At 72.1% G+C, this 20971-nt stretch carries 18 protein-coding genes; 11 read left to right on the top strand and 7 right to left on the bottom strand.

What is annotated here, in order from left to right:
* Window positions 1-200: 200 nt before the first annotated feature.
* The gene (locus WME73_RS03110) at window positions 201-1112 is read right to left on the bottom strand and encodes a polyprenyl synthetase family protein (RefSeq protein ID WP_437744090.1); all 912 of its coding nucleotides are present in this window, start codon (window positions 1110-1112) and stop codon (window positions 201-203) included.
* A gap of 98 nt (window positions 1113-1210) precedes the next feature.
* Here WME73_RS03110 and crtD point away from each other — a divergent pair, with 98 nt between their 5' ends.
* Genes crtD through WME73_RS03095 form a run of 3 tightly spaced genes read left to right on the top strand, consistent with a single transcriptional unit; the run spans window position 1211 to window position 4157 of the window.
* Window positions 1211-2788, top strand: coding sequence for a 1-hydroxycarotenoid 3,4-desaturase CrtD (gene crtD / locus WME73_RS03105; RefSeq protein WP_437914682.1), 1578 nt, complete (start codon window positions 1211-1213; stop codon window positions 2786-2788).
* Window positions 2785-3669 (top strand): carotenoid 1,2-hydratase, encoded by an 885-nt coding sequence (locus tag WME73_RS03100; protein WP_437914681.1) that lies wholly within the window; start codon window positions 2785-2787, stop codon window positions 3667-3669. The genes crtD and WME73_RS03100 overlap by 4 nt, the downstream gene beginning before the upstream one ends.
* Window positions 3666-4157, top strand: coding sequence for a beta-carotene hydroxylase (locus WME73_RS03095; protein WP_437914680.1), 492 nt, complete (start codon window positions 3666-3668; stop codon window positions 4155-4157). The genes WME73_RS03100 and WME73_RS03095 overlap by 4 nt, the downstream gene beginning before the upstream one ends.
* 94 nt (window positions 4158-4251) lie before the next feature.
* On the opposite strand, the gene WME73_RS03090 is transcribed toward WME73_RS03095, so the two are convergent.
* Genes WME73_RS03090 through WME73_RS03080 form a run of 3 tightly spaced genes read right to left on the bottom strand, consistent with a single transcriptional unit; the run spans window position 4252 to window position 8271 of the window.
* Entirely contained in the window at window positions 4252-5730 is a 1479-nt protein-coding gene (locus WME73_RS03090; RefSeq protein WP_437914679.1) for a lycopene cyclase, read from the bottom strand.
* Window positions 5727-6683, bottom strand: coding sequence for a phytoene/squalene synthase family protein (locus WME73_RS03085; RefSeq protein WP_437863389.1), 957 nt, complete (start codon window positions 6681-6683; stop codon window positions 5727-5729). The genes WME73_RS03090 and WME73_RS03085 overlap by 4 nt, the downstream gene beginning before the upstream one ends.
* Entirely contained in the window at window positions 6664-8271 is a 1608-nt protein-coding gene (locus WME73_RS03080) for a phytoene desaturase (protein WP_437914678.1), read from the bottom strand. Before WME73_RS03080 ends, WME73_RS03085 begins: the two co-directional genes overlap by 20 nt.
* A 173-nt stretch (window positions 8272-8444) precedes the next feature.
* Here WME73_RS03080 and WME73_RS03075 point away from each other — a divergent pair, with 173 nt between their 5' ends.
* Window positions 8445-9359, top strand: a complete 915-nt coding sequence (locus tag WME73_RS03075; RefSeq protein ID WP_437914677.1) for a MerR family transcriptional regulator — start codon at window positions 8445-8447, stop codon at window positions 9357-9359.
* Window positions 9360-9395: 36 nt separating this feature from the next.
* Here the strand turns inward: WME73_RS03075 and WME73_RS03070 are convergent, their stop codons facing one another.
* Entirely contained in the window at window positions 9396-9977 is a 582-nt protein-coding gene (locus WME73_RS03070) for a YtfJ family protein (protein ID WP_437744082.1), read from the bottom strand.
* Between the two features lie 437 nt (window positions 9978-10414).
* Here WME73_RS03070 and WME73_RS03065 point away from each other — a divergent pair, with 437 nt between their 5' ends.
* The 3 genes from WME73_RS03065 to WME73_RS03055 all read left to right on the top strand — a co-directional run bounded on the left by WME73_RS03065 (window position 10415) and on the right by WME73_RS03055 (window position 13198).
* A complete protein-coding gene (locus WME73_RS03065; protein WP_437863332.1) occupies window positions 10415-10879 on the top strand; it encodes an Hsp20/alpha crystallin family protein in 465 nt (154 codons plus the stop codon).
* An 89-nt stretch (window positions 10880-10968) separates the two neighbouring features.
* Window positions 10969-11349, top strand: coding sequence for an Hsp20/alpha crystallin family protein (locus WME73_RS03060; RefSeq protein ID WP_044967738.1), 381 nt, complete (start codon window positions 10969-10971; stop codon window positions 11347-11349).
* Window positions 11350-11506: 157 nt separating this feature from the next.
* Window positions 11507-13198, top strand: coding sequence for a hypothetical protein (locus tag WME73_RS03055; protein WP_437914676.1), 1692 nt, complete (start codon window positions 11507-11509; stop codon window positions 13196-13198).
* A gap of 77 nt (window positions 13199-13275) precedes the next feature.
* Here WME73_RS03055 and WME73_RS03050 read toward each other — a convergent pair whose 3' ends face one another.
* Complete coding sequence (locus WME73_RS03050) at window positions 13276-13989, bottom strand: hypothetical protein (RefSeq protein WP_437914675.1); 714 nt, start codon at window positions 13987-13989, stop codon at window positions 13276-13278.
* 439 nt (window positions 13990-14428) lie between these two features.
* On the opposite strand from WME73_RS03050, the gene WME73_RS03045 reads away from it, so the two are divergent.
* The 3 genes from WME73_RS03045 (at window position 14429) to WME73_RS03035 (ending at window position 19088) form a co-directional block, all read left to right on the top strand.
* Window positions 14429-16183 carry an adenylate/guanylate cyclase domain-containing protein gene (locus tag WME73_RS03045; protein WP_437914674.1) on the top strand — a complete coding sequence of 585 codons (1755 nt, stop codon included), beginning with the start codon at window positions 14429-14431 and terminating at the stop codon, window positions 16181-16183.
* 114 nt (window positions 16184-16297) lie between these two features.
* Window positions 16298-18094 carry a glutamate--tRNA ligase gene (locus tag WME73_RS03040; protein WP_437914673.1) on the top strand — a complete coding sequence of 599 codons (1797 nt, stop codon included), beginning with the start codon at window positions 16298-16300 and terminating at the stop codon, window positions 18092-18094.
* A gap of 67 nt (window positions 18095-18161) precedes the next feature.
* Window positions 18162-19088: a glutamate--tRNA ligase family protein gene (locus tag WME73_RS03035; protein WP_437914672.1), complete on the top strand. Its 927-nt coding sequence runs from the start codon at window positions 18162-18164 to the stop codon at window positions 19086-19088.
* A 12-nt stretch (window positions 19089-19100) separates the two neighbouring features.
* On the opposite strand, the gene WME73_RS03030 is transcribed toward WME73_RS03035, so the two are convergent.
* Entirely contained in the window at window positions 19101-19313 is a 213-nt protein-coding gene (locus WME73_RS03030) for a hypothetical protein (RefSeq protein ID WP_437914671.1), read from the bottom strand.
* 254 nt (window positions 19314-19567) lie between these two features.
* On the opposite strand from WME73_RS03030, the gene WME73_RS03025 reads away from it, so the two are divergent.
* On the top strand, window positions 19568-20851 hold the full coding sequence (locus WME73_RS03025) for an MFS transporter (RefSeq protein ID WP_437914670.1): 1284 nt from the start codon (window positions 19568-19570) through the stop codon (window positions 20849-20851).
* Window positions 20852-20971: the final 120 nt, after the last annotated feature.

The raw sequence follows: 20971 nt of genomic DNA, 5'->3' as shown, positions 1-20971 counted from the left end.
TCACTATCGCGAGGCGACAGCGCATTAAGGCCCTCCCTGAATTTGCCTCACATAGGGTTCACGTCGGGTTCACGTCGGCGTCGCGCGTTCCGTCCCGCGGCCCGCAAACAACCCAGCTCCACTCCCGATCATCAGTCTCAGACGTCCCCAGTCCCCCCGACGGCCGCCCCTCTCGGACGCACGTCAGGCCGCCCGAGCCGTTACATGGAGCTCACGGTCGGAAGCGCCGCCGAAGGCCCCCTGCAGACCCGGAGGAGCCTGTCCCCCAGCTCGACGGCCCACGACCGCACGTCGTCCGCCCGCGGGCACTGCGGCACCGCCTCGACCGCGTCCTGGATGAGCCGCTGCAGCAGCCGGGTCGTGCCGGAGAGCCCGAGCTCCAGCGCCGTGTTCGGGCGCCCGAGCGCCCCGTCGCGCCCCGCCGGCTTGCCCATGTCCTCCGGCTTCCCGACCAGGTCGAGCACGTCGTCCGCGACCTGGTACGCCTCGCCGATGCGCTGCCCGAGATCGCCCCAGGCGGCCCCGTCCTGGCCTGCGGAGAGCGCGCCGAGGGTCGCCGCCGCCTCGAAGAGCGCGCCTGTCTTCGCGCGCCGGTAGGCCGAGAGCGGGACCTTCGCCTCCGACTCCCACGCCTGCCCGGCGATGATCCCCTGCGGCATCCCGACGCCGCCCCCGAGCACCTCGAAGAACCGGACCGCCCTGCGCGCGTCGGTCACGCCGCTCGCCATCGCGTGGAAGGCGCCGCGCGCGAGCGCCTCGAAGGCGAGCACGATGAGCTGATCGCCGGCGAGCACCGCGATCGGCTCGCCGAAGGCCCGGTGGACCGACGGCCGGCCGCGCCGGATCGGCGCGTCGTCGAAGCAGGGGAGATCGTCGTGGACCAGCGACGCGCAGTGGATGAGCTCCACCGCCGCCGCCGCCGCCTCGGCGGCCTCCGGCGCGGGATCGCCGTACGCCGAAGCGACGGCCAGGCAGAGCCGCGGCCGGATGCGGGCGCCTCCCGGGAAGACGGCGTGCTGCGTCGCGGCCAGGAGCCCGGGCGGCGACGCGGGCGAGGAGAGCGGCTCGATGGCGGCGAGGAGGACGCGCTCGATCCGGCGATCGAAATCCATGGGGAGCGAGTCTTGGCGAGCCTCAGGGGCTTGTCAATAGTTTGAACATTAGTTAAACAAAGTATAGACAAACCACCTCCGACGCGTACACTCCGACCATGGCGGACAGGAGAGATCGCGTCGTGGTGATCGGCGGGGGTATCGGCGGTCTGACCTCGGCCGCGCTCCTGGCTTCGAGCGGGCTCGACGTGGTGCTACTCGAGCGGGCGCCGCGCGTCGGCGGAAAGATACGCGAGGCGGTCCTCGGGGACCGCCGCGTCGACGTCGGCCCGACGGCGCTCACGATGCGGTGGGTCTTCGACGAGATCTTCGCGTCGCTCGGGCTCCGCTTCGGGGACCACGTGCCGCTCCGCCGGGCCGAGACGCTCGCGCGCCACGCCTGGCCGGACGGCTCGACGCTCGACCTCTTCGCGGACGTCGAGCGCACCGCGGACGCGATCGGCGCGCTCGCGGGGGCGCGGGAGGCGGACGGGTACCGCCGGTTCTGCCGGTACGCGCGCGAGATCTTCGACGTCGTCGAGGCGCCGTTCCTGCGCGCGGAGCGGCCCACGCTCAAGACGATCCTGAGCACGGCGGGCAACCTGGGCCTCGGCGGGATGATGAAGATCGACGGGCACCGCACCCTCCACCGCGCGCTCGGCGACTTCTTCACGGACGCGCGCCTCCTGCAGCTATTCGGGCGTTATGCGACCTACTGCGGCTCATCGCCGTACCTCGCGCCTGCGACGCTGAGCGTCATCGCGCACGTGGAGCGCGAGGGCCTCTGGCTCCCCGAGGGCGGCATGAGCCGCGTCGCCGAGGCGCTCGCCGCGGCGGCGGCCCGCGCCGGGGCGACGCTGCGCTGCGGCGCGCACGTCGCCGCCATCGAGGAGGGCCGCGGCCGCGCGACGGGCGTCGTGCTCGAGGGCGGCGAGCGCATCGAGGCCGACGCCATCGTGCTGAACGCCGACCCCGCGGCGCTGCGGGCCGGCCTGTTCGGCCAGCGCGCCGCCCGCAAGGCGCCGGGGAGCGAGCCGCGCTCGCTCTCGGCGGTCACCTGGGCGCTCGTGGCCGAGGCGAGCGGCTTCCCCCTCCTCCGGCACAACGTCTTCTTCTCCGGCGACTACGAGGCCGAGTTCCGCGCGCTGTTCGACCGCGCCGAGCTCCCGCGCGACGCCACGATCTACGTCTGCGCCGAGGACCGCGGCGGCGCGCCGGCGCACGAGCCCGGCGGGCCCGAGGCCGGGGCGCGCCCGGGCGCCCAGGGAGGGGGAGAACGGCTGTTCTTCATCGTCAATGCCCCTGCGACCGGTGATAAACACACCCCCTCATCCACGGAGATCCACGAATGGGAGCAGCGCGTGTTCCAGCAACTGCAGCGGTTCGGCCTCTCGCTGAAGAGCACGGGCGCCTCCCCGGTGGCGACGACGCCGGCGGACTTCGAGCGGATGTTCCCGGCGACGGGAGGCGCACTGTACGGGCCGGTGTCCCACGGGTGGAACTCGACCTTCGCGCGCCCGGCCTCGCGCTCGAAGCTCCCGGGCCTGTACTTCGCCGGCGGGAGCGCGCACCCGGGGGCGGGCGTGCCGATGGCGGCGCTGAGCGGCCAGCTCGCGGCGCGGAGCGTGATGGAGGACCTCGCTTCGACCTCGAGATCCCGAGCGGCGGCTACGCCTGGTGGTACCTGGACGCGGTGAGCGACGACGGGCAGAGCGCGATCACGATCATCGCGATGCTCGGGAGCGTCTTCTCGCCCTACTACGCCAAGGCGCGATCGCGCGGCGCCGCGGACCCGCTCATGCACTGCGCGATGAACGTCGCGCTGTACGGCGCGCGCGCCGATCGCTGGGCGCTGACCGAGCGGCCGCGGGGCGCGCTCTCCAGGTCGCCGCGGTCGCTCGCCATCGGACCGAGCCTGATGGAGTGGTCCGGGGGTGAGCTTCGCGTCTCCTTCGACGAGATCACGGCGCCTCTGCCCTCCCGGCTCTCGGGGACGGTGCGCCTCCGCCCGTCCGTGCCCGGGCCCGCGGCGGACGGCGCGCACGATGGCGTCGCCCTGGACGGGCGGGGGCTCCACCGCTGGACGCCCATCGCGCCGATCGCGCGGGCCGAGGTCGAGCTCGCGCACCCCTCGCTGCGCTTCTCCGGCAGCGCCTACCTCGACACGAACGCCGGCGACGAGCCGCTCGACCACGCCTTCGAGCGCTGGACCTGGTCGCGCGCGCTCGGCTCGGACGGGATCGCCCTCACCTACGACGTCCGGCGCCGCGACGGCACGCGCATGCTCCTCTCGCCCGCGTTCGACGCGGCGGGCGGCGCGCGCGAGCTCCCGCCGCTCGCCCCGCGGCCGCTCGGCGACACGCGCTGGGGCATGGCGCGGGAGATCGCCGCCGACCCGGGGTCCGCGCCGCGGCTCCTCCGCACCCTCGAGGACACGCCGTTCTACGCGCGCTCCCTCGCTGCCGCGACGTTCGGCGGCAAGCCGGCGACGGTCGTCCACGAGGCCCTCTCGCTCGACCGCTTCGCCAGCCCCTGGGTGCAGCTCCTCCTGCCGTTCCGCATGAGGAGGGCGCGATGACGCTCGCGATCTGGATCGGCACGGCGCTCGCCGCCTTCGCGATCATGGAGGTGTGGGCCGCGCTCCTCCACGGCAAGGTCTGGCACCACGCGCTCTGGCGCATCCACCGCTCCCACCACACGAAGCGGCGCGGCGCCTTCGAGCCGAACGACGCGCTCGCGTTCCTCCACGCCCCGATCGCCGCCGGGCTCATCATCTACGGCTGCGACGGCGCGCCCGGGCCGCTGCGCGAGGCCGCGTTCGGCTTCGGCCTCGGCATGACCGCCTTCGGCCTCGCCTACGTCCTGGTCCACGACGGGCTCGTCCACGGGCGGCTCCCTGTCTCGGGCCTCGCGCGCATCCCGTACCTCGCGCGCGTCCGCGACGCGCACCGCGTCCACCACGGCACCGGAGGCCCGCCGTACGGCCTGTTCCTCGGGCCCCTCGTCCTCGCGCGGCGCGCCGCCGCGGGCGGCCGCGCCCAGCGCGCCGCGCAGCGGGCGGGGTAGAGCTCCAGCGGGCGCGGTAGAGCTCCAGCGGGCGCGGTGGAGCTCCAGCGGGCGCGGTAGAGCTCCAGCGGGCGCGGTGGAGCTCCAGCGGGCTTCAGCGGGCGCGGTAGAGCTCTCTCGCGAGCCCCGCCCCCCAGCGGCCGATGGCCCGGAGCGGCAGCGCGCTCACGACCTCGCGGTACACCTCGGGCCGCCGCGCCGCCGTCTCCCGCAAAAACCTCACGAAATCGGCCGGCTGCATCTCGTCGCGCAGCAGCGCCGCGTACGCGTCGTTGCCCATCGCGTGGAGCACGGCGAAGGCCGTGTTGAGGAGCGCGTTCATCTCCCCTGCCCTCGCCCCGCCGGCGGGCTTCGCCATGAGGGCCGCGAGCGCGCCGGTGCCCGAGTGCACCGGCGCGTCGCGCGCCGTGGCCAACGTGCGACGCGCGCCCGGCTCCCGGACCGCCCGCGCCAGATCGGCGGCCGTCGCCGCGAGCTCGCGCACGTTCGCGCCGAAGCCGCAGAACGTCAGCGGGGAGTGCCGCGCCGCCGCGTCCCCCACGAGCCGCACCCGGCGCCCCGGCGCGCGCGGCGCGGCCGACAGCCGCGACCAGCCGGGGATGAACCCGAACGTCGGGCGGACGAGGCGCGCGTCGCCCTCCTTGTAGCGCGAGAGGAGCCGGAAGAACCGCGCGTAGAGCGACAGGAGCGCGCCGGGCCCGACGTCCCCGGAGCGCGCGTAATAGAAGAGGTAGACCGTCGTCTCGCCCGGACGCCCCGGGAACGCCTCCCAGAGGTGCTGCCTGCCCTCCTCGACGTCCTCCGTGGTGGCGAGGATCTCGCCGACGTCCGGCCGGATCCGCCGCTCCCCGTCGCCCTCCGAGAGCCCCGTGAGCACGCCGCCGACGGTCGGGCAGAGGAGGTCCGCGGTCGCGTAGGGGCTCGCCGCGCCGCGCGCGTCGACGAGGAGCCGCGCGGACAGCGCGCGCGGCGCGGCGCCCGGCTGCGCCTCGGCCACGGCGAGCGCGACCGCGTCCGGCCCCTCCGCGTGCCCGAGGAGCGCGTGCCCGTCGAGCAGCGTCACCCCCAGCGCCGCGGCCCGGGCCCGCGCCGCGGCGAGCAGCCCCGCCGCGTCGATGGCGTGGTCGAGCACGCCGCGCACCGGGTACGTCCCGCCGCCGTGCCAGCGGCAGAGCCCCTCGACGTAGCGGGCGACGACGAGCCGCTCGATCTCGTCCCTCGCGAAGATCCCCGACGCCGACAGCGCGGCCACCTCGGACGTCCCGGCGTTCCACTCCCGGTGCGCGGCGCCGATCCGCGCCCGGTCGAGCACCGCGACGCGCAGCCCGGCCGACGCGAGCAGCGGCGCGAGCAGGAGCGACAGCCCGCCGCCCGCGACGACCACGTCGTAATCGGCGGTCGCGCCCCGATCCGGCGGCCGCGGCGAGGGTCCCGGCCGAGGCGCCGAGGCGGCCCGCACCGCGTCGAGGTGCTCGAGGCGCGCGAGCAGCGCCTCGCCGCCCGCCTCGCGCACGCGCCCCCGCGCCGCGTCGATCTCCCGCGCGGCTGAGCCCGGCGCGCCGCCGGCGCTCATCGCGCCGCCTCCAGGAGGAAGCGGACCTCGTCGAGCGGCGGCGCCGCGCCGTGCTCGCGGGCCTCCGCGGGCGCGACGGACCTGCGGAGCAGCGCCCGCAGCACGAGCCACGCCTTGCGGCCCGGCGACACCACGGCGCGCGTCGACACCGAGTCGAAGCCGCGGCGCGCGATGACCCGCCCGATGTCGGCGTAGATGAGCCGCGCCGCCTGGATCGCGGGGCGGCAGTCGCGCGGCAGCATCGGGATGCCGGCGCCCGCGCGGAGGTAGAGCACCTCCGCCTCGGCGAGCAGCCGCGCCACGAGCCGCCCCAGCCGGTCGTCGAACACCGGCCGCGCGAGCCACCCGTCCGGCGCGATCCCGGCCTCCCGCATCCAGGCGAGCGGCAGGTAGATCCGCCCGCGCCGCGCGTCCTCGCCGACGTCGCGCGCGATGTTCGTGAGCTGCATGGCGACGCCCAGGTCGCACGCCCGCGCGAGCGCGTCGGGCCCCCGCGCCCCCATGAGCGTCGACATCGTCGCGCCCACGGTGCCCGCGACGCGCGCCGCGTAGGCGTTCAGGTCCGAGAGCGTCTCGTAGCGGCGCCCCTCCGCGTCCCACGCGAACCCCTCGAGCAGCGCCTCGATGAACGCGCGCGGCAGCCCGTGCTCCGCCATCACGTGGGCGAGCGCGCGATCGACCGGGCTGTCGTCCGGCCTGCCCGCCGCGGCGCGCGCGAGCCGCTCCCGCAGCGTCGCGACCGCGGCCGCGGCCGCGGACGGCGGCGCGTGCTCCCCGAGCTCGTCGACCGCGTCGTCGGCGACCCTGCAGAACGCGTAGAACGCCGCCGCCGGCTCCCTCACGCGCGCGGGCAGGAGGAGCGCCGCCGCGGCGAAGCTCTTCGACCCCTTGCGCAGCAGGTCCCTGCACGCGGCGAAGTCCGCCGCCGACGCCTCAGGCGAGCTTCGATGCATCCGGGACCACCCTATCCAGCACGCGGGCCGACGAGAGCACCCCGGGCAGACCGGCGCCCGGGTGCGTGCCTGCCCCGACGAGGTAGAGGCGCTCGACGTCCTCGCTCGCGTTGTGGGGCCGGAAGAAGGCGCTCTGCGCGAGCACCGGCTCCGGCCCGAACGCCGCGCCCCGGAACGACAGCAGCCGGTCCTGGAAGTCCTGCGGCGTGAGGAGCCGCGAGCTCGCGAGCGCGCCCTCGAGCCCCGGCAGGATCGTCGCCTCGAGCAGCGCCGAGATGGAGCGCCGGTACCGCTCCTGGGCCGTGGGCCAGTGGGTGCCGCTGAGCAGGTTCGGCACCGGGGACAGCACGTAGAACGCGTCGCAGCCGGGCGGGGCGAGGGCCGGATCGGTCGCGGTCGGGCGGTGCAGGTACAGGCTGAAGTCGTCGGCGAGCACGTGCTTCTCGAAGATGTCCTCGAGCAGCGGCCTGTACCGCGGGCCGAGGAGGATCGTGTGGTGAGCGACGTCCGGGTACTGCCGGCGCGTGCCGAAGTACCACACGAAGAGGCTCATCGAGTAGCGCTGCCGCTCGATGCGCCGGTCGGTCCAGCGCTTCCGCGCCTCGGGGGGCACGAGGTGCCGGTAGGTCCACGCCGAGTCCGCGTTCGAGACGACGACGTCGGCGGCGAGCCGCTCCCCCGACGCGAGCTCCACGCCCCGGGCGCGGCCGCCCTCCACGGAGATGCGCCGCACCTCGGCGCCGCACCGCACGGAGCCGCCGAGCCCCTCGATGAGCGACACGAGCCCCTTCACCAGCGCGCCCGTGCCGCCGATCGGGAAGTGGACGCCCCAGTTGCGCTCGAGGAACGCGATCAGGCTGTAGATCGAGGTCGTCGAGAACGGGTTCCCGCCGACGAGCAGCGGGTGGAAGCTCAGCACCTGGCGCAGGCGGTCGTCCTTCACGTGCTTCGCGACGAGGCCGTACACCGTGCGATAGCTCTCGAGCCGCACCATGTCCGGCACGATGCGCGCCATGTCCAGCCACGACCCGAACGGCACGTGCGCGAGCTCCTCGAACCCGACGCGGAAGATCGCCTCGCTCCGCCGGACGAAGCGCTCGTACCCCTCGACGTCCCCGGGTGACAGGCGCCCGACCTCGGCGCGCATCGCGGCGGCGTCGCCCGTGTAGTCGAACGTCGCGCCGTCGTGGAACCGGATCCGGTAGAACGGCGTCACGGGCCGCATGTCGATGTCGTCGGCCATGTTCCGGCCGCAGAGCTGCCAGAGCTCTTCCAGGAGGAACGGCGCCGTGATGACGGTCGGCCCCGCGTCGAAGGTGAACCCGTCCTGGCGGTGGACGTACGCGCGCCCGCCCGGCTGGTCGAGCTTCTCGACCACCGTGACGTCGTAGCCCCGCACCCCGAGCCGCACGGCCGCCGCGAGGCCCCCGAAGCCGCTGCCGATCACGACGGCGAGCGGCGCGCGCGCTCCACGGAGGACGCCGGGCGCGCGCGCCGCTCGCGGGGGAGCGGCCACCTCGTCGCCCGGCGAGGCGTCGGGCCTCGCCGGATGCGCCGGATCCTGCGCCGAAGCGCTGGTGTTTTGCATGACGCGCAGTATAATGTTTGTCCTAGCCTTTGACAAAGGCGAATGACCAAGGTGAAAGACGTCGGCAGGAGGGGGTCTTTCTGGGCCTCGCTGCCCGCCGTTCCGATGCATCCCGGTGCGCCGGGCCGGCGCGGACGGCCGCGGCTCGGCGGGTCTTAGCAAGGTTTATCCAGTTGAGCCGCTACAGAATCCATGTCGTCTCGGAGATGTGTGGCGTGTCCTCGGCGACGCTGCGCGCGTGGGAGCGCCGTTATGGCGTGCCGTCCCCTGCGCGCACGGCGTCGGCGTATCGCCTGTACAGCGACGACGATGTGGCGGTGATCAAGAAGATGCGCGACCACGTGAACGGCGGGATCGCCGCGGCCGAGGCGGCGCGCATGGTGCTCGAGGCGGCGGGGCCGCGCATGCCGGTGGGCACGAGCGGCGGCGACGCGTTCGCCGGGGCGAGCGAGCGCATCGTCGACGCCGCGGTCCGGTTCGATCCTGACGGCCTCGAGGCCGAGGTGAACCGGGCCCTCTCGCTCGGCCCGGCGGTGACGATCTTCGAGCGCGCGCTCGGCCCGGCGCTCGAGCGCATCGGCGATCTCTGGCTCGCGGGGAAGATCACGGTCGCGCAGGAGCACCTCGCCTCGCAGGTCCTCGGCGCGACGCTGCTGCACCTCTTGCGGCTCGCGCAGCCTGGCGAGAGCGGGCGGCGCGTGCTGCTCGCGGCCTTCGCCGACGAGGATCACGTGCTCGGGCTGTTCGGCATCGGCCTGCGCTTCTGCTCGTGGGGCTTCCGCTCCGTCGTGCTCGGCGCGAGGACGCCGCCCGCCGCGATCGCGCGGGCGGTCGAGGCGCTCGCGCCGGACCTCGTCGCGCTGACGGTCGCGATCCCGCCGCTCCCGCCGTCGGCGCGCGAGCTCATCGACGCCTACGCGGACGCGTGCCGGGGCGTGCCGTGGATCGTGGGCGGCGCGGGCGCCGGGGCGCTCCGGCCCTTCATCGAGGCGCGCGGCGGCCTCGTGGCGGCCGCGGAGGCGGCGGAGATCCGCGCGCAGGTCGAGTCCGCGCTGCACGCGCGGCGGCGCCGCAAGGACGGGCGCTGAGCGCGCGCGCCCCGCCGGCCGGGGCGTTCGCTGCGGTCAGCCCTCGACTTCCTTGCGGAGCAGATCGAGGACCCTGCTCTGCGACTCCGGCTTGAGGGCGCCTTCGGCCGCGAAGAGCACGTGGCCGTTCTTGCCGACCACGACGACGTTGCTGACGCCGCGGCGGAGCTTGTAGGCCGTGCGGAAGGAGCCGTCCCAGTCGCAATAGATGGTCCCGCCGACCTTCCTCGACTCCTCCCGGATGGCGTCCTTCACGAAGCCTCTCGCCGGCCAGAAGTCGTAGGAGCTGACGTCGGCGATCGCGGCGACGGCGATGCCTCGCCGGTAGCGGTCGCCCTTCGTGAGCTTCGCCAGCGCGTCCTTGAGCGCCTGGTTCTGGGTCTTCGAGTCCTTGTCCTCGTAGACGATGAGGATCGGCTTGCCTTGAAGCGCCTTGAGCTGGAGCGCGCGGCCGTCCGCGTCCTCGACGCGCGCGTTCGGCGCCCGGTCCCCCTCCGAGGGCAGCGCCAGCGCGGCGCCCGAGATCAGCGCCAGGGACAGCGCCGCCGCGGAGGAGACCGAGCGGAGGCGGGCGGCAAGAACGCCGCGGCGGCGGGAGGCGGGCGGGCAGGGCTGCATGTCCGGGTTTCTAGCGCTTTCCGGGATGCGCTCCCAGGGATGTTCGAGGTGTTCGAGGCGGCAGGCTCCACCGGGCGCCGGCGTGGCTGGCTCCGCCGACTGCCTGCGCTGGCGTGGCTCGGCCTGCGGGGCGGTAGCCGGCGGGAGGCGCATGGAGCTGCTCCGGGGAGCCGGAGAGGTCGCGCTCGCCCGCCTTTCCCTTCGCTCTGACGAGTCCGGTCGCCATCGCCACTCCCGCCGATCTGCCTCGGGGGGACGACGGCGCGCCGTGCTCTTGACACCCCACGTGCCGTGCAAAGATTGGGCGGTGCGAAGAGACCGGCTCTCGGAGCCAAGGTCCCGTAACGCTACAACAAATCGGCCGTCGCGAGCAGGTTGACGGCGCCGCGGGCGGAGCCCCGGCGCGCGCCGCGCGCGGCGGTCATGGAGGATTGACCATGCTGCACCGAACCACGGATTTCGATCGCGCGTTTGCCATGATGGATGAGCTTCGCCGGCGCCTCGATTGGGTGTTCGAGGAGGCGGACGCGCCCCGTGCGTCGCTCCGCGGCGACTTCGACCAGACGTCCCGGTACGTGGGTGGTCCGCGCGTCTACCTGTTCGACACGGGGAGCGCCCTTGTCGTCAAGGCCGATGTTCCGGGTCTGACGGAGAAGGATGTCCAGATCTCGCTGAATCAGGACGTCCTGACGGTGAGCGGCGAGCGCAAGTCGGATGCGCCGGAGGGCTACCTCGTCCACCGCAGGGAGCGGGGCGCGGTGCGCTTCAGCCGGAGCTTCACGCTGCCGAGCAAGGTCGATCCGGAGAAGACGACCGCGGTCCTGAAGAACGGCGTGCTGACGCTCACGCTGAACAAGGCCGCCGAGGCGCAGCCGCGTCAGATCGCGGTGACGGCTCGCTGAGAGAGCTGAGAGCTGAAGAGCGAACGAAGAGGAGAGCGACGATCCTGCGATGAGCGGATCTGGAGTGTACAGAGGAAGGAGCGATGAACATGAGCACCGATCGAAGCTTGACCCACCGTGCCGAGAGCAACCCCGAGAAGATCCAGCAGCGCCCCGCCGTGGCGCCGGCGGTCGACATCTACGAGAGCGCCGAGGAGCTCCTGGTCGTGGCGGATCTCCCGGGCGTGACGCAGGATCGCCTGGCGGTCCGCGTGGAGAAGGGGGAGCTCACGTTCGAGGGCCGGCGGACCGAGGCGGCCGAGCGGGAGCAGGGCGTCGAAGGCCTGCCGGACTTCCGCCGCAGCTTCGTCGTCCCGCAGGGCATCGATTCCGAGAAGATCTCCGCGGATCTCCGGGCGGGCGTCCTGCGGATCCACCTGCCGAAGAGCGCGTCGCTCAAGCCGCGTCAGATCCCGATCAGCGCGAGCTGAGGCGGTGTGCCTGGTGTCGAGGCACCGTGTCGCCGATCACCGACGGCCCCCTCCGGGGCGGCGTCGGGGCGGCGCGCGGTGCCTTTCGCGCGCTCCGGGGCGCCCTCGGCCGAGGAGCCCCTGTCCTGGCGGCGCGGGTTTCGGCTACGGTTCCCGCGTGCCTCTCCTGCGCCATGCCCTGCCCGCCTTCGCGTCGACCGCGCTGCTCGCCTCCGGCTGCGGCGCGCTGATCGGGCTCGACGAGTTCACCGACGCTCCGGCCGCCGCCGGCTCCGGGGGCGGCGATACGACGCCTTGCAAGGAGGGCGACTCGCGGGCGTGTTACGAGGGAGCGAGCGAGACCGACGGCGTCGGCGTCTGCGCCCCAGGCACGCAGACTTGCGGCGCGGATGGGCGGTGGGGGGACTGCGAGGAGCAGGTGCTCCCTGGCGAGGAGGACTGCAACGAGAGGGGCGATGAGGACTGCGACGGCGTTGGATGCAGCGACGTCGCGTGGGCCAAGATGTTTGGCGTGGGTCCCTTCCAGTGGGCAACATCGGTGGCGATCGGCCCGAAAGGGGATCGTATCGCTCTGGCCGGTCTTTACCGAGGGGAGATCAACTTCGGCCCGGATGCCACGACGGTTCTGCCAGAGCAGTCTTCCGGCGGTGTCTTCCTCGCCGTGTTCGACGGCGAGGGCAACCATGTCTACAGCGTCGGACTGGCGTGCGGGGACACCTGGCCCAAGGTGGCGCTGGACGCGGAAAGCAGCGTGCTGTTGGCGACCGGCTACAGGGGGACCGTGAACCTCGGCGGCGACGATCTTCCATCCAGCGGAAGCAGCAATATGCTGGTCGCCAAGTTCGACCAGGACGGCGTGCACGTGTGGAGCAAGAGTTTCGGCGACGCGGAGAATCGCGAGACCGATCTGTTCGATATGGCCGTAGCGCCGGACGGTGACCCAGTGATCACCGGATTTTTCAAGGGCAGCGTGACCTTCGGTGGCGCGATGCTCGAGACCGTGGAGGAGCCGGACACGGACGGGTTCCTGGTGCGATTGAACGGCGAAGATGGCGGCCATGTCTACAGCGTCCAGATCGGGGATCGCGCGGGTGATTCCCCAGGGGCACAATACGGCAAAGGTGTCGGGGTTGATGCGATGGGCCGTGCGGTCGTCGCTGGCACATTCGTGAACTCGGTCGACTTCGGTGCCGGCCACACGCGTGACGACTTGGCCAACATGGGAGAATTCAGCTGGGTGGCCCAGTTCGACGCGAACGGAATGCCTCTCTGGAGTACCACCTTCGGCCGTGAGGATGACGGCAGCACGGTCGAGATAAGCGGCGTCGACGTCGATCCAGCGGGCAACGCTGGAATTGTCGGGCACTTCTCCGGCACGGTCAGGTTCCCGAGCACGCGCGACCCGCGCGTCACGCGCAAGACCACCGGCGTGGACGACATCGATCTATTCGTCGTTCGCCTGTCAGCGGCCGGCACTCACTCGTGGTCGAAACAGCTCGGAGATGCGACCGATCAGAGCTGGGATATACCTTTTCATGGCGTCGCGTTCGACAGCGAGGGTGAGCTCGTCTTCGCCGGCGGCTTCCGAGGGAAGATCGATTTCGGCGGCGGCGAGCTGACCGCCAACGATACCGATTGGCTCATCGCCAAGTTCGATGCCCTCGGGACTCACCGGTGGAGTCACCGCTACGGCAGCGGCGCCGCGTTCCAGGGGGCCACCACGGCAGCGATCCTTTCCGGAACGGGCGACATCGTCGTGGCAGGCATCAATGATGGTGCGATCGACCTGGTGAACCCGCCGCTGACGACGGATATTCCTAACGTGGTGATGGCGCGAATGTCGCCCTGAGTGCGGTGGCGAGGACGAGCGCTACGCTGCAACGCGAGGCTGTGGCGTGCGAAGGCTGATGGATGACGCGCACAGGCTCAGGGCAACGCCGCATTGTTGCCAAGGAGCGTCAGCGTCCAGTTCGCGTCCTCACCGCACACGGTCTCTCCGGTGTGGCGCACCTCGATGATGAACCAGATGTCGTCCTCCGGGCCCCAGCGGTCATTCCAGGTCACGTAAAACGACTCGGGCGTACCCTGCCCTCTCACGCCGGACGCGAAGCAATCCGGTGCATCAACCTCAAGCTCCCCTTGGTAGACGATCAAATCGAAGTTCATCCCTGGCGGGGAGGTGAGCGTCGCACGAAAATGCTCGTCGCTACCCTCGTCCTCCTCGTCATCGATCTTGATCTTGAACCACTTCGACGTGGTCCCTGTCTCTGTCAACGAATCAGCGCCGACGTCGCCAGAGATCCTACCAAGATCCTCTGCTCCAAGACAGGTGTTCGGCGCACCCAAGTCGCACTCGGCCGCCTCTCCTCCGCCGCCGCCAGCGGCCTCGTCACCTTCATTGCTGCCGCCGTCGCCGCCCTCGCCCCCATCGCCGCCGGCCCCGGTGGAGCCGACGCTCACGCTCACGCTTGAACTCGAGCTCACGGACAGGTCTCCTCCGGCGCCGTCATCACCGCCGAGTCCGCCTCCGCCGGCCTGCTCCTCGTAATAGCCGGGCAGCAGATCGTCGGTGCCGTTGGCGCACGCGGCGAGGGTGAGAAGGACCGCAGGAACGACAAGCAGCCGGCCGGGCGTGTGCATTGCACGCATTCTATCTGCTCTCGCGACAGCGGTCCAAGGAAGCCACGAGGCAACGTGAGATACCGTAGCGTCGTTCATCACCGCCGGAAACGGCGACAACCGTTCAAGTTGTTTTCATTACTACGGACCTGAATTTCCGCGAATATCGATGAGGACTCGGCCCGAAACGAGGGGCTGGAACGTCCACGATACACATCTGGAACTCGATGCCTCGCGTGCCGCCGTAGAACGAGAATGAAACCGCGCCTCCAGACCCGCCCCGGAGACCCCTCCACGCGAGCGCGGCCCGGACCGGGGCAGGGGCACCGCGCCGCACCGCCGCCGCCGCGCCCCCTCCCCCACCCGCCGGAGCCCGCGCCGTCCCGGCTGGCGCCGGCGCGCTTCCGCGCCGTCCCGCATTTCGATAGTCTCGGCGCCGCTGAAGCCCGCCCTCGACGCCTTGCTCTCCCTGCGCGCGAAGACGCTGCTGGCGATCGCCGCCACGCTGCTCGGGCTCAGCTTTGCCTTGTACGGCGTGTCCTCGAGGGCGCTCCTCGCCAACTCGATGGCCGCCGAGGCGCAGGACACCCGCCGTACCGTGCAGGTGGCGCTCAACCTCTTCCGCCAGGCCAGCAGCGACTTCAACGCGCGCTGGACCGACTGGAGCCAGTGGGATGACGCCTACGCGTTCGTGCAGGACGGCAATCAAGAGTTCGTTCGCTCGAACCTCGTCGCCCAGCTCTTCGACATCGCCCGGATCGATCTCGCGGTCTTCGCCGGCGCCGACGGAACGCCCGTGTACAGCACCGGCTACGACCACGCCACGAAGAGCTGGGCCCCCCTGCCGCGCGGCATCGCCGAGCGGCTCCGCCTCGGCGATCTCCTCTTCGGGCGGGACGCGCCCGGCAGCGCCGTCCGAGGCGGCATCGTCCTCCTCCCGGACGGGCCGATGCTCCTCTGCTCCCAGCCGAGCGTCGGCAGCTCCGGCCGCGGACCGGTCGCCGGCACCGTCACGTTCGGGCGCTTCTTGACCGACGCCGAGATCAAGCGCCTCACCGAGCCCGCCGGCCTCTCGCTCGCCGTGCACCGCCTCGACGATCCCCAGCTGCCCGACGACTTCCGCGAGGCGCGCGCCGCCCTGTCCGACCGCGACCCGATCCTCGTCCACCCGCTCGGCAGCGACCGGATCGCCGGATACACCGTGCTCAACGACATCGACGGCAAGCCGGCGCTGCTCGTGCGCGTGGACAACGACCGGGCCATCCTCAGGATGGGCCATGACACGTTGCGTTATCTCGTGCTCGTGACCGTGGTCGTGGGCCTGGTCTTCGGCGGCGTGACGCTGCTGCTCCTGGAGAAGCTGGTGCTGTACCGGCTCGCCCGCCTCAGCCGGGAGGTCACGGAGATCGGCGGCGTCGGCGACCTCTCGGCGCGGGTCGCGATGCCTGGGACCGACGAGCTGTCGCGCCTCACCGGCTCGATCAACGGCATGCTGTCGGCCCTGGAGGCGAACGCGCGGCGGCAGAGCCAGCAGAAGGCGGCGCTCGAGCAGGCGAAGGCGGCGGCCGAGCAAGCTCATGAGCGCTCGGACCGGCTCCTCCTCAACATCCTGCCGAGGACGATCGCCGATCAGCTGAAGGAGCACGAGCAGCTCATCGCCGAGCACTTCGAGGAAGTGACCGTCCTCTTCGCGGACATCGCGGGCTTCACCCCGCTCGCTGCGCGGCTCCCTCCGGCGGAGCTCGTCGGCCTGCTCAACCGGATGTTCTCCTCGTTCGATCAGCTCGCCGAGCAGCACGGCCTGGAGAAGATCAAGACCATAGGAGACGCCTATATGGTCGTCGGCGGGCTGCCGGCGCAGCGCCCCGATCACGCGAGGGCCATCGCGCGGATGGCGATCGCCATGACGCACACCGTGCGCCAGTTCGTCGCCGACGACGGCGAGCCGTTCCAGCTCAGGATCGGCATCAACACCGGGCCTGTCATCGCCGGCGTGATCGGCAAGAAGAAGTTCAGCTACGATCTCTGGGGCGACGCGGTGAACGTGGCGAGCCGCATGGAGTCGAGCGGAGAGCCCGGCCGGATCCAGGTGAGCGAGGCGAGCTATTCCCTGCTCGCGCGAGATTTCCTCCTCGAGGAGCGGGGCCTCGTGGCGATCAAGGGCAAGGGCGCGATGAAGACCTATTGGCTCATCGGCGAGAACACACCGCAGTAGCGCGGCGCACCGGCGCTCGTACCCCACGATTGACGCGCCCCCGGCCGATTGACAAGGCCAGGCGGGCGTGCAATGGCTGCCCGCCCGATGTCAGACCAGGAGCGACGCGCCCTCATGGACAAGCAGGCCCCGAACGAGACGACGCTTCCCGTCACCGTCCGCGAACCGGGCCCCGGAGAGGACCGCGACGAGCTCGTGCGCCTCCTCTTCGGCGACGCCGCGGCGTCGGCCAGGCGGCCCGAGGAGTACGAGGCGCGTTATCCCCGGCGCGCGCTGCCCAAAGGCGCGATGGTCACCCGCTACGCGCCGAGCCCGACCGGGTTCATGCACATTGGCGGCATCTTCGTGTCGCTCATCAACAAGCGGCTGTCGCTCCAGAGCGAGGGCGTCTTCTACCTCCGCCTCGAGGACACCGACGTGAAGCGCGCCATCCCCGGCGCGCTCGACACCATCGTCGACTCCCTCGCGCGCTTCGATCTCTCCCCTCAGGAGGGCGTGCTCCGCGCACCGGCGAAGGACGGAGACGCGTCGTCGCGAGGCGAGTTCGTGCAGCAGGGCAGCTACGGCCCCTATATCCAGACGGAGCGGGTCGAGATCTACAGGGATTACGCGATCGATCTCATCCGCCGCGGCTTCGCCTACCCCTGCTTCTGCACGGTCGAGGAGCTCGACGCCATCCGGCAGGAGCAGATGGCCCTCACGGTGAAGCCCGGGGTCCACGGCCGTTGGGCGAAGTGGCGCGACGCGCCGCTCGCCCGGGTGAAGGAGGCGCTCGCGGGCGGCACCCCGTTCGTGCTCCGGCTGCGCGCCCCGGACGACGTCTCCGGCCGCGTCGAGTGGAAGGACGGCGTGAAGGGCGTCATCTCGATGCCCGTCAACGATCTCGACACCATCCTCCTCAAGTCGGACGGCATCCCGACGTACCACTTCGCCCACGCGATCGACGATCACCTGATGCGCACGACGCACGTGATCCGAGGCGACGAGTGGATCTCGTCGATGCCGCTCCACCTGCAGCTCTTCCGCACCCTCGGCTTCAGGCCGGTCGAGTACGCCCACGTCCCGCCGATCCAGAAGCTCGATCGCGTGGAAGAGGTCGACCCGGAGACGGGCGAGACGAAGGTATCGGACGCGCGGCGCAAGCTGAGCAAGCGCAAGGACCCCGAGGCGAACATCGCGTATTACCGGGAGATCGGCGTCCCCGAGACAGGCACCATCGAGTACCTCCTCAACATCGCCAACTCCGCGTTCGAGGACTGGCGCAAGGCGAACCCCGACAAGCCCTATTCCGCCTTCCCCCTCAAGCTCAACAAGCTCGCCCCCGGCGGCGCGCTGAGCGACATGGTGAAGCTGAAGAGCGTGAGCCAGGCGGTCGTGAGCCGGATGAGCGCCGAGGAGGTCTATGCCCAGGGCCTCGACTGGGCCAGGGAGCACGACAAGGAGCTCGCCGCGCTGATGGAGCGAGATCCGGAGTACACGAAGCGCGCGCTCGGCATCGAGCGCGGCGGCAAGAAGTCGAACAAGCGCATCACCACCTGGCCCGACCTGCGGCCCCAGCTCTTCTTCTTCTACGACGAGCTCTACGACCGCGTCGACGCGCTCGATTTCCCCGAGAACGTCCCGGAGGGCGATCGCCAGCCGCTGCTCCGGCAGATGCTCGACACGTTCGACCCGGCCGACTCGAAGGAGGCGTGGTTCGAGAAGATCCGGCAGATCGCGGTGGCCTCGGGCTACGCAGGCGAGGTGAAGCAGTACAAGGCCTCTCCCGAGTCGTGGAAGGGCCATGTCGGCGACGTCTCGATGCTCCTCCGGGTCGCGGTCTGCGGGACGAGGAACAGCCCTGATCTGACCGAGGTCATGGCGGTGCTGGGCGAGCCGCGCGTGCGGGCGCGCATCGCGCGCTTCCTCTGAGGCGCGGCGTGACGCGCCCGCGGGCCGCGCGACGAGGGCGCGGCCGGCAGCGGCAGGAGGAAGAGCGATGAGCGAGGTGTGCCGGTTCGCCCCGTCGACCACCGGGCCCGCCCACCTCGGCACGCTCGCCGCGGCGCTGCTCTCCTGGCTGGACGCGCGGTCGCGGGGCGCGCGGCTGGTCCTCCGGCTGGAGGACCTCGATCCCGACCGCTGCCGGCCCGAGTTCGCGCGCGCGATCGAGGAGGATCTCGCGTGGCTCGGGCTCGATTTCGACGAGCGCGTCGAGCAGCACGCGCGGAGGGCGCACCACGAGGCGGCGATGGACCGGCTCGAGGCGCTCGGCGCGCTGTACCCCTGCTCCGCGACGCGCGAGGACGTGCGCGCGATCGGCCGGCGCGCCCCGGACGGCGGCTTCGCCTACGACAACCGCGCGCGCGGCCGCGCGCTGCCGCCCGGCGGGTGGCGCGCGAGCGTGGAGCCGATCCGGGCGCAGCTGCCGGACGGCGTGTTCCGGCCCCTGGACGAGGGCGGGCTCGACCTGTCGCAGGAGCCCGCGCTCGCGATGGGCGATCCCGTGGTTCGCCGGCGCGACGGTGCCTTCTCCTACCAGCTGGCCGTGGTGGTCGACGACGGCGCGGCGGGCGTCACGCGCGTCGTCCGGGGGCGCGACATCGCGCCGAGCACCGCCACGCAGGCGGCGCTCCAGGCGCTGCTCGGGCTGCCAGCGCCGGTCTACCGGCACCACCTGCTCCTCCTGGAGGAGCGCGGCGGCAAGCTGGCGAAGACGCACGGCGCGGCGCGCGGGGCGGCGCTCGCCCGGAGCGCGCCCGCGCTCACCGGCGCGCTCGCCTGCTGCGTCGGCCTGCGGGATCGCCCCGATCTGTGCACGCCGACGGAGCTGCTCCGCGAGTTCGACTGGTCGCGCGTCGCGACCGCAGACCGCGTCGTGAGCCTCCGCGACGGCTCGCTCACGCTGACGGCGAGCGGGCCCTGAGCGGCGCGTAGATCAGGCGGGCAGCGGCGAGACGGCGCGTCCCAGCATCGGGAGCCACGTGAGGATCGCGTTCGGCCGCGGGAAATCGTCGTCGTCGTCGTCGTCGTCGCGCCGGCCATCACGCCCACGGCGGGAGCGGCTGCCAAACAGCGTCCAGGCGCGCCACGCCTGCTCGGCGAGGTCGCGCGCCCGTCCCGACGAAGTGTCATGTCCAAGGAGCATCATGTGTGGCTGCCGCTTACCACAGGTCCAAGTCGGCGCGCCAGTGTTCCACGCCGAGGCCACGCGAACGTGACCGTCCCGATGACCGGCCGTGGTGCCCGGACCGTCCCTGCTCTCCCTCACAGTGCCCGGGATGCAACCCCTCCACGGCGCGCGGGGTGCAGCGACCTGGCGCTCGATCTCCCGGCCCGTAACCGCAGCATCGCAGCCTGGCGACCCTCGCTGGAATGCGCCATGAACGTCGCCCGGACTCGTTCATGGCCACCGCCCCCGCCGCCCTGAAGCCGTCGTCGCCCTTCGCCGCCTTCACATCGCGCGATTTTTGCGTTTACGCGGCGGCCCGCCTTCTGGCCACGGTGGCCTACCAGATGCAATCGGTCGCCGTGGGGTATCAGATCTACGACCTCACGCGAGATCCGCTCGCGCTCGGTTATGTGGGGCTCGCCCAGTTCCTCCCTGTCGCGGGGCTGTCCCTCGCGTCGGGGCACGCGGCGGATCGCTTCGATCGGCGGCGGATCCTCGTCCTTTGCTACCTCACCTCGGCGCTCGCGGCGCTCGCGCTCTTCTTCCTCGCGCGCTCGCCGAGCCCGAATTTGCCGGCGATTTACGGGGTCCTCGTGCTCCTCGGCACGGTGCGCGCCTTCCAGGGGCCGGCCGGCTCGGCGCTCCTGCCCACGCTCGTGCCGACGGAGCACTTCCAGAACGCGGTGACGTGGCAATCGACGCTCTGGCAGGTCGGCGCCATCGGCGGGCCGAGCCTGGGCGGGCTGCTCTACGCGCTCTGGAAGGCGCCTGCGCCCGTCTACCTGAGCGCGAGCCTCGCGCTCGCCGCGGCGTGCGCCGGGCCCCTGGCCGTGCGGGCGCCCGCCGGCCGCCTGGAGAGGAAGCCGCCGTCGCTCGCCACCGCGCTCGCCGGGCTGCGCTACGTCTACCGGAAGAAGGTCCTCCTCGCGTCGATCTCGCTCGACTTCGCGGCCGTCTTCCTGGGCGGCGCGGTCGCGCTGCTGCCGATCTACGCGACCGACGTGCTCGGGGTCGGCCCGCAGGGGTTCGGCTTCCTGCGCGCCGCGCCGGCCGTCGGGGCCGGGCTCATGGCCGTGGTCCTCGCCTTCCGGCCCATCACGCGGCGCGCCGGGCCGAGGATGCTCCTCTGCGTCGGGCTCTTCGGGCTCGCCGCGGTGGTGTTCGGCCTGTCGCGGAGCTTCCCCCTCTCGCTCGTCGCGCTCACCGTGATGGGCGCCGCCGACATGGTGAGCGTCGTCGTGCGGATGACCCTGGAGCAGCTCGCCACGCCGCCCGAGATGCGCGGCCGCGTGAGCGCGGTCAACATGGTGTTCGTCGGCGCCTCGAACGAGCTCGGAGAGCTCGAGTCGGGCACCCTCGCGAGGCTCATCGGGACGGTGCCCACCGTGGTGTTCGGCGGCCTCGGGACGATCGCGGTCGTGCTGCTCTGGGCATGGCTGTTCCCCGAGCTGCGCGCGGTCGACCGGCTCGAAGACACGCGCGCGACCTCCGAAGAAGACGCCCCCGAGAAGGCCTGACGCGCGCCTCGCGTCGAGCGCGCGCGCAGCACATCACCGCTCCCAGCCCGGTGAGGGCCAGTCGCTCTCTCGAGGACTGGAGAGGGCCACTCCATTCGTGAGCCCCGCGGCGAGAGCGCG

The sequence above is a fragment of the Sorangium sp. So ce302 genome (assembly GCF_051530145.1).
GTDB classification, from domain to species: domain Bacteria; phylum Myxococcota_A; class Polyangia; order Polyangiales; family Polyangiaceae; genus Sorangium; species Sorangium cellulosum_B.
Note: the sequence above shows the minus strand (reverse complement) of the source record. Positions and strands in the feature narration are given on the sequence as shown.

What these genes read in the sequence shown, in the direction of transcription:
- WME73_RS03060 (WP_044967738.1), top strand. Translation starts at nt 10,969, where the DNA reads ATGAGCACCGATCGAAGCTTGACCCACCGTGCCGAGAGCAACCCCGAG.
- crtD (WP_437914682.1), top strand. Translation starts at nt 1,211, where the DNA reads ATGGCGGACAGGAGAGATCGCGTCGTGGTGATCGGCGGGGGTATCGGC.
- WME73_RS03095 (WP_437914680.1), top strand. Translation starts at nt 3,666, where the DNA reads ATGACGCTCGCGATCTGGATCGGCACGGCGCTCGCCGCCTTCGCGATC.
- WME73_RS03065 (WP_437863332.1), top strand. Translation starts at nt 10,415, where the DNA reads ATGCTGCACCGAACCACGGATTTCGATCGCGCGTTTGCCATGATGGAT.
- WME73_RS03070 (WP_437744082.1), bottom strand. Translation starts at nt 9,977, where the DNA reads ATGCAGCCCTGCCCGCCCGCCTCCCGCCGCCGCGGCGTTCTTGCCGCC.
- WME73_RS03025 (WP_437914670.1), top strand. Translation starts at nt 19,568, where the DNA reads ATGGCCACCGCCCCCGCCGCCCTGAAGCCGTCGTCGCCCTTCGCCGCC.
- WME73_RS03090 (WP_437914679.1), bottom strand. Translation starts at nt 5,730, where the DNA reads ATGAGCGCCGGCGGCGCGCCGGGCTCAGCCGCGCGGGAGATCGACGCG.
- WME73_RS03110 (WP_437744090.1), bottom strand. Translation starts at nt 1,112, where the DNA reads ATGGATTTCGATCGCCGGATCGAGCGCGTCCTCCTCGCCGCCATCGAG.
- WME73_RS03080 (WP_437914678.1), bottom strand. Translation starts at nt 8,271, where the DNA reads ATGCAAAACACCAGCGCTTCGGCGCAGGATCCGGCGCATCCGGCGAGG.
- WME73_RS03085 (WP_437863389.1), bottom strand. Translation starts at nt 6,683, where the DNA reads ATGCATCGAAGCTCGCCTGAGGCGTCGGCGGCGGACTTCGCCGCGTGC.
- WME73_RS03050 (WP_437914675.1), bottom strand. Translation starts at nt 13,989, where the DNA reads ATGCACACGCCCGGCCGGCTGCTTGTCGTTCCTGCGGTCCTTCTCACC.
- WME73_RS03030 (WP_437914671.1), bottom strand. Translation starts at nt 19,313, where the DNA reads ATGATGCTCCTTGGACATGACACTTCGTCGGGACGGGCGCGCGACCTC.
- WME73_RS03040 (WP_437914673.1), top strand. Translation starts at nt 16,298, where the DNA reads ATGGACAAGCAGGCCCCGAACGAGACGACGCTTCCCGTCACCGTCCGC.
- WME73_RS03035 (WP_437914672.1), top strand. Translation starts at nt 18,162, where the DNA reads ATGAGCGAGGTGTGCCGGTTCGCCCCGTCGACCACCGGGCCCGCCCAC.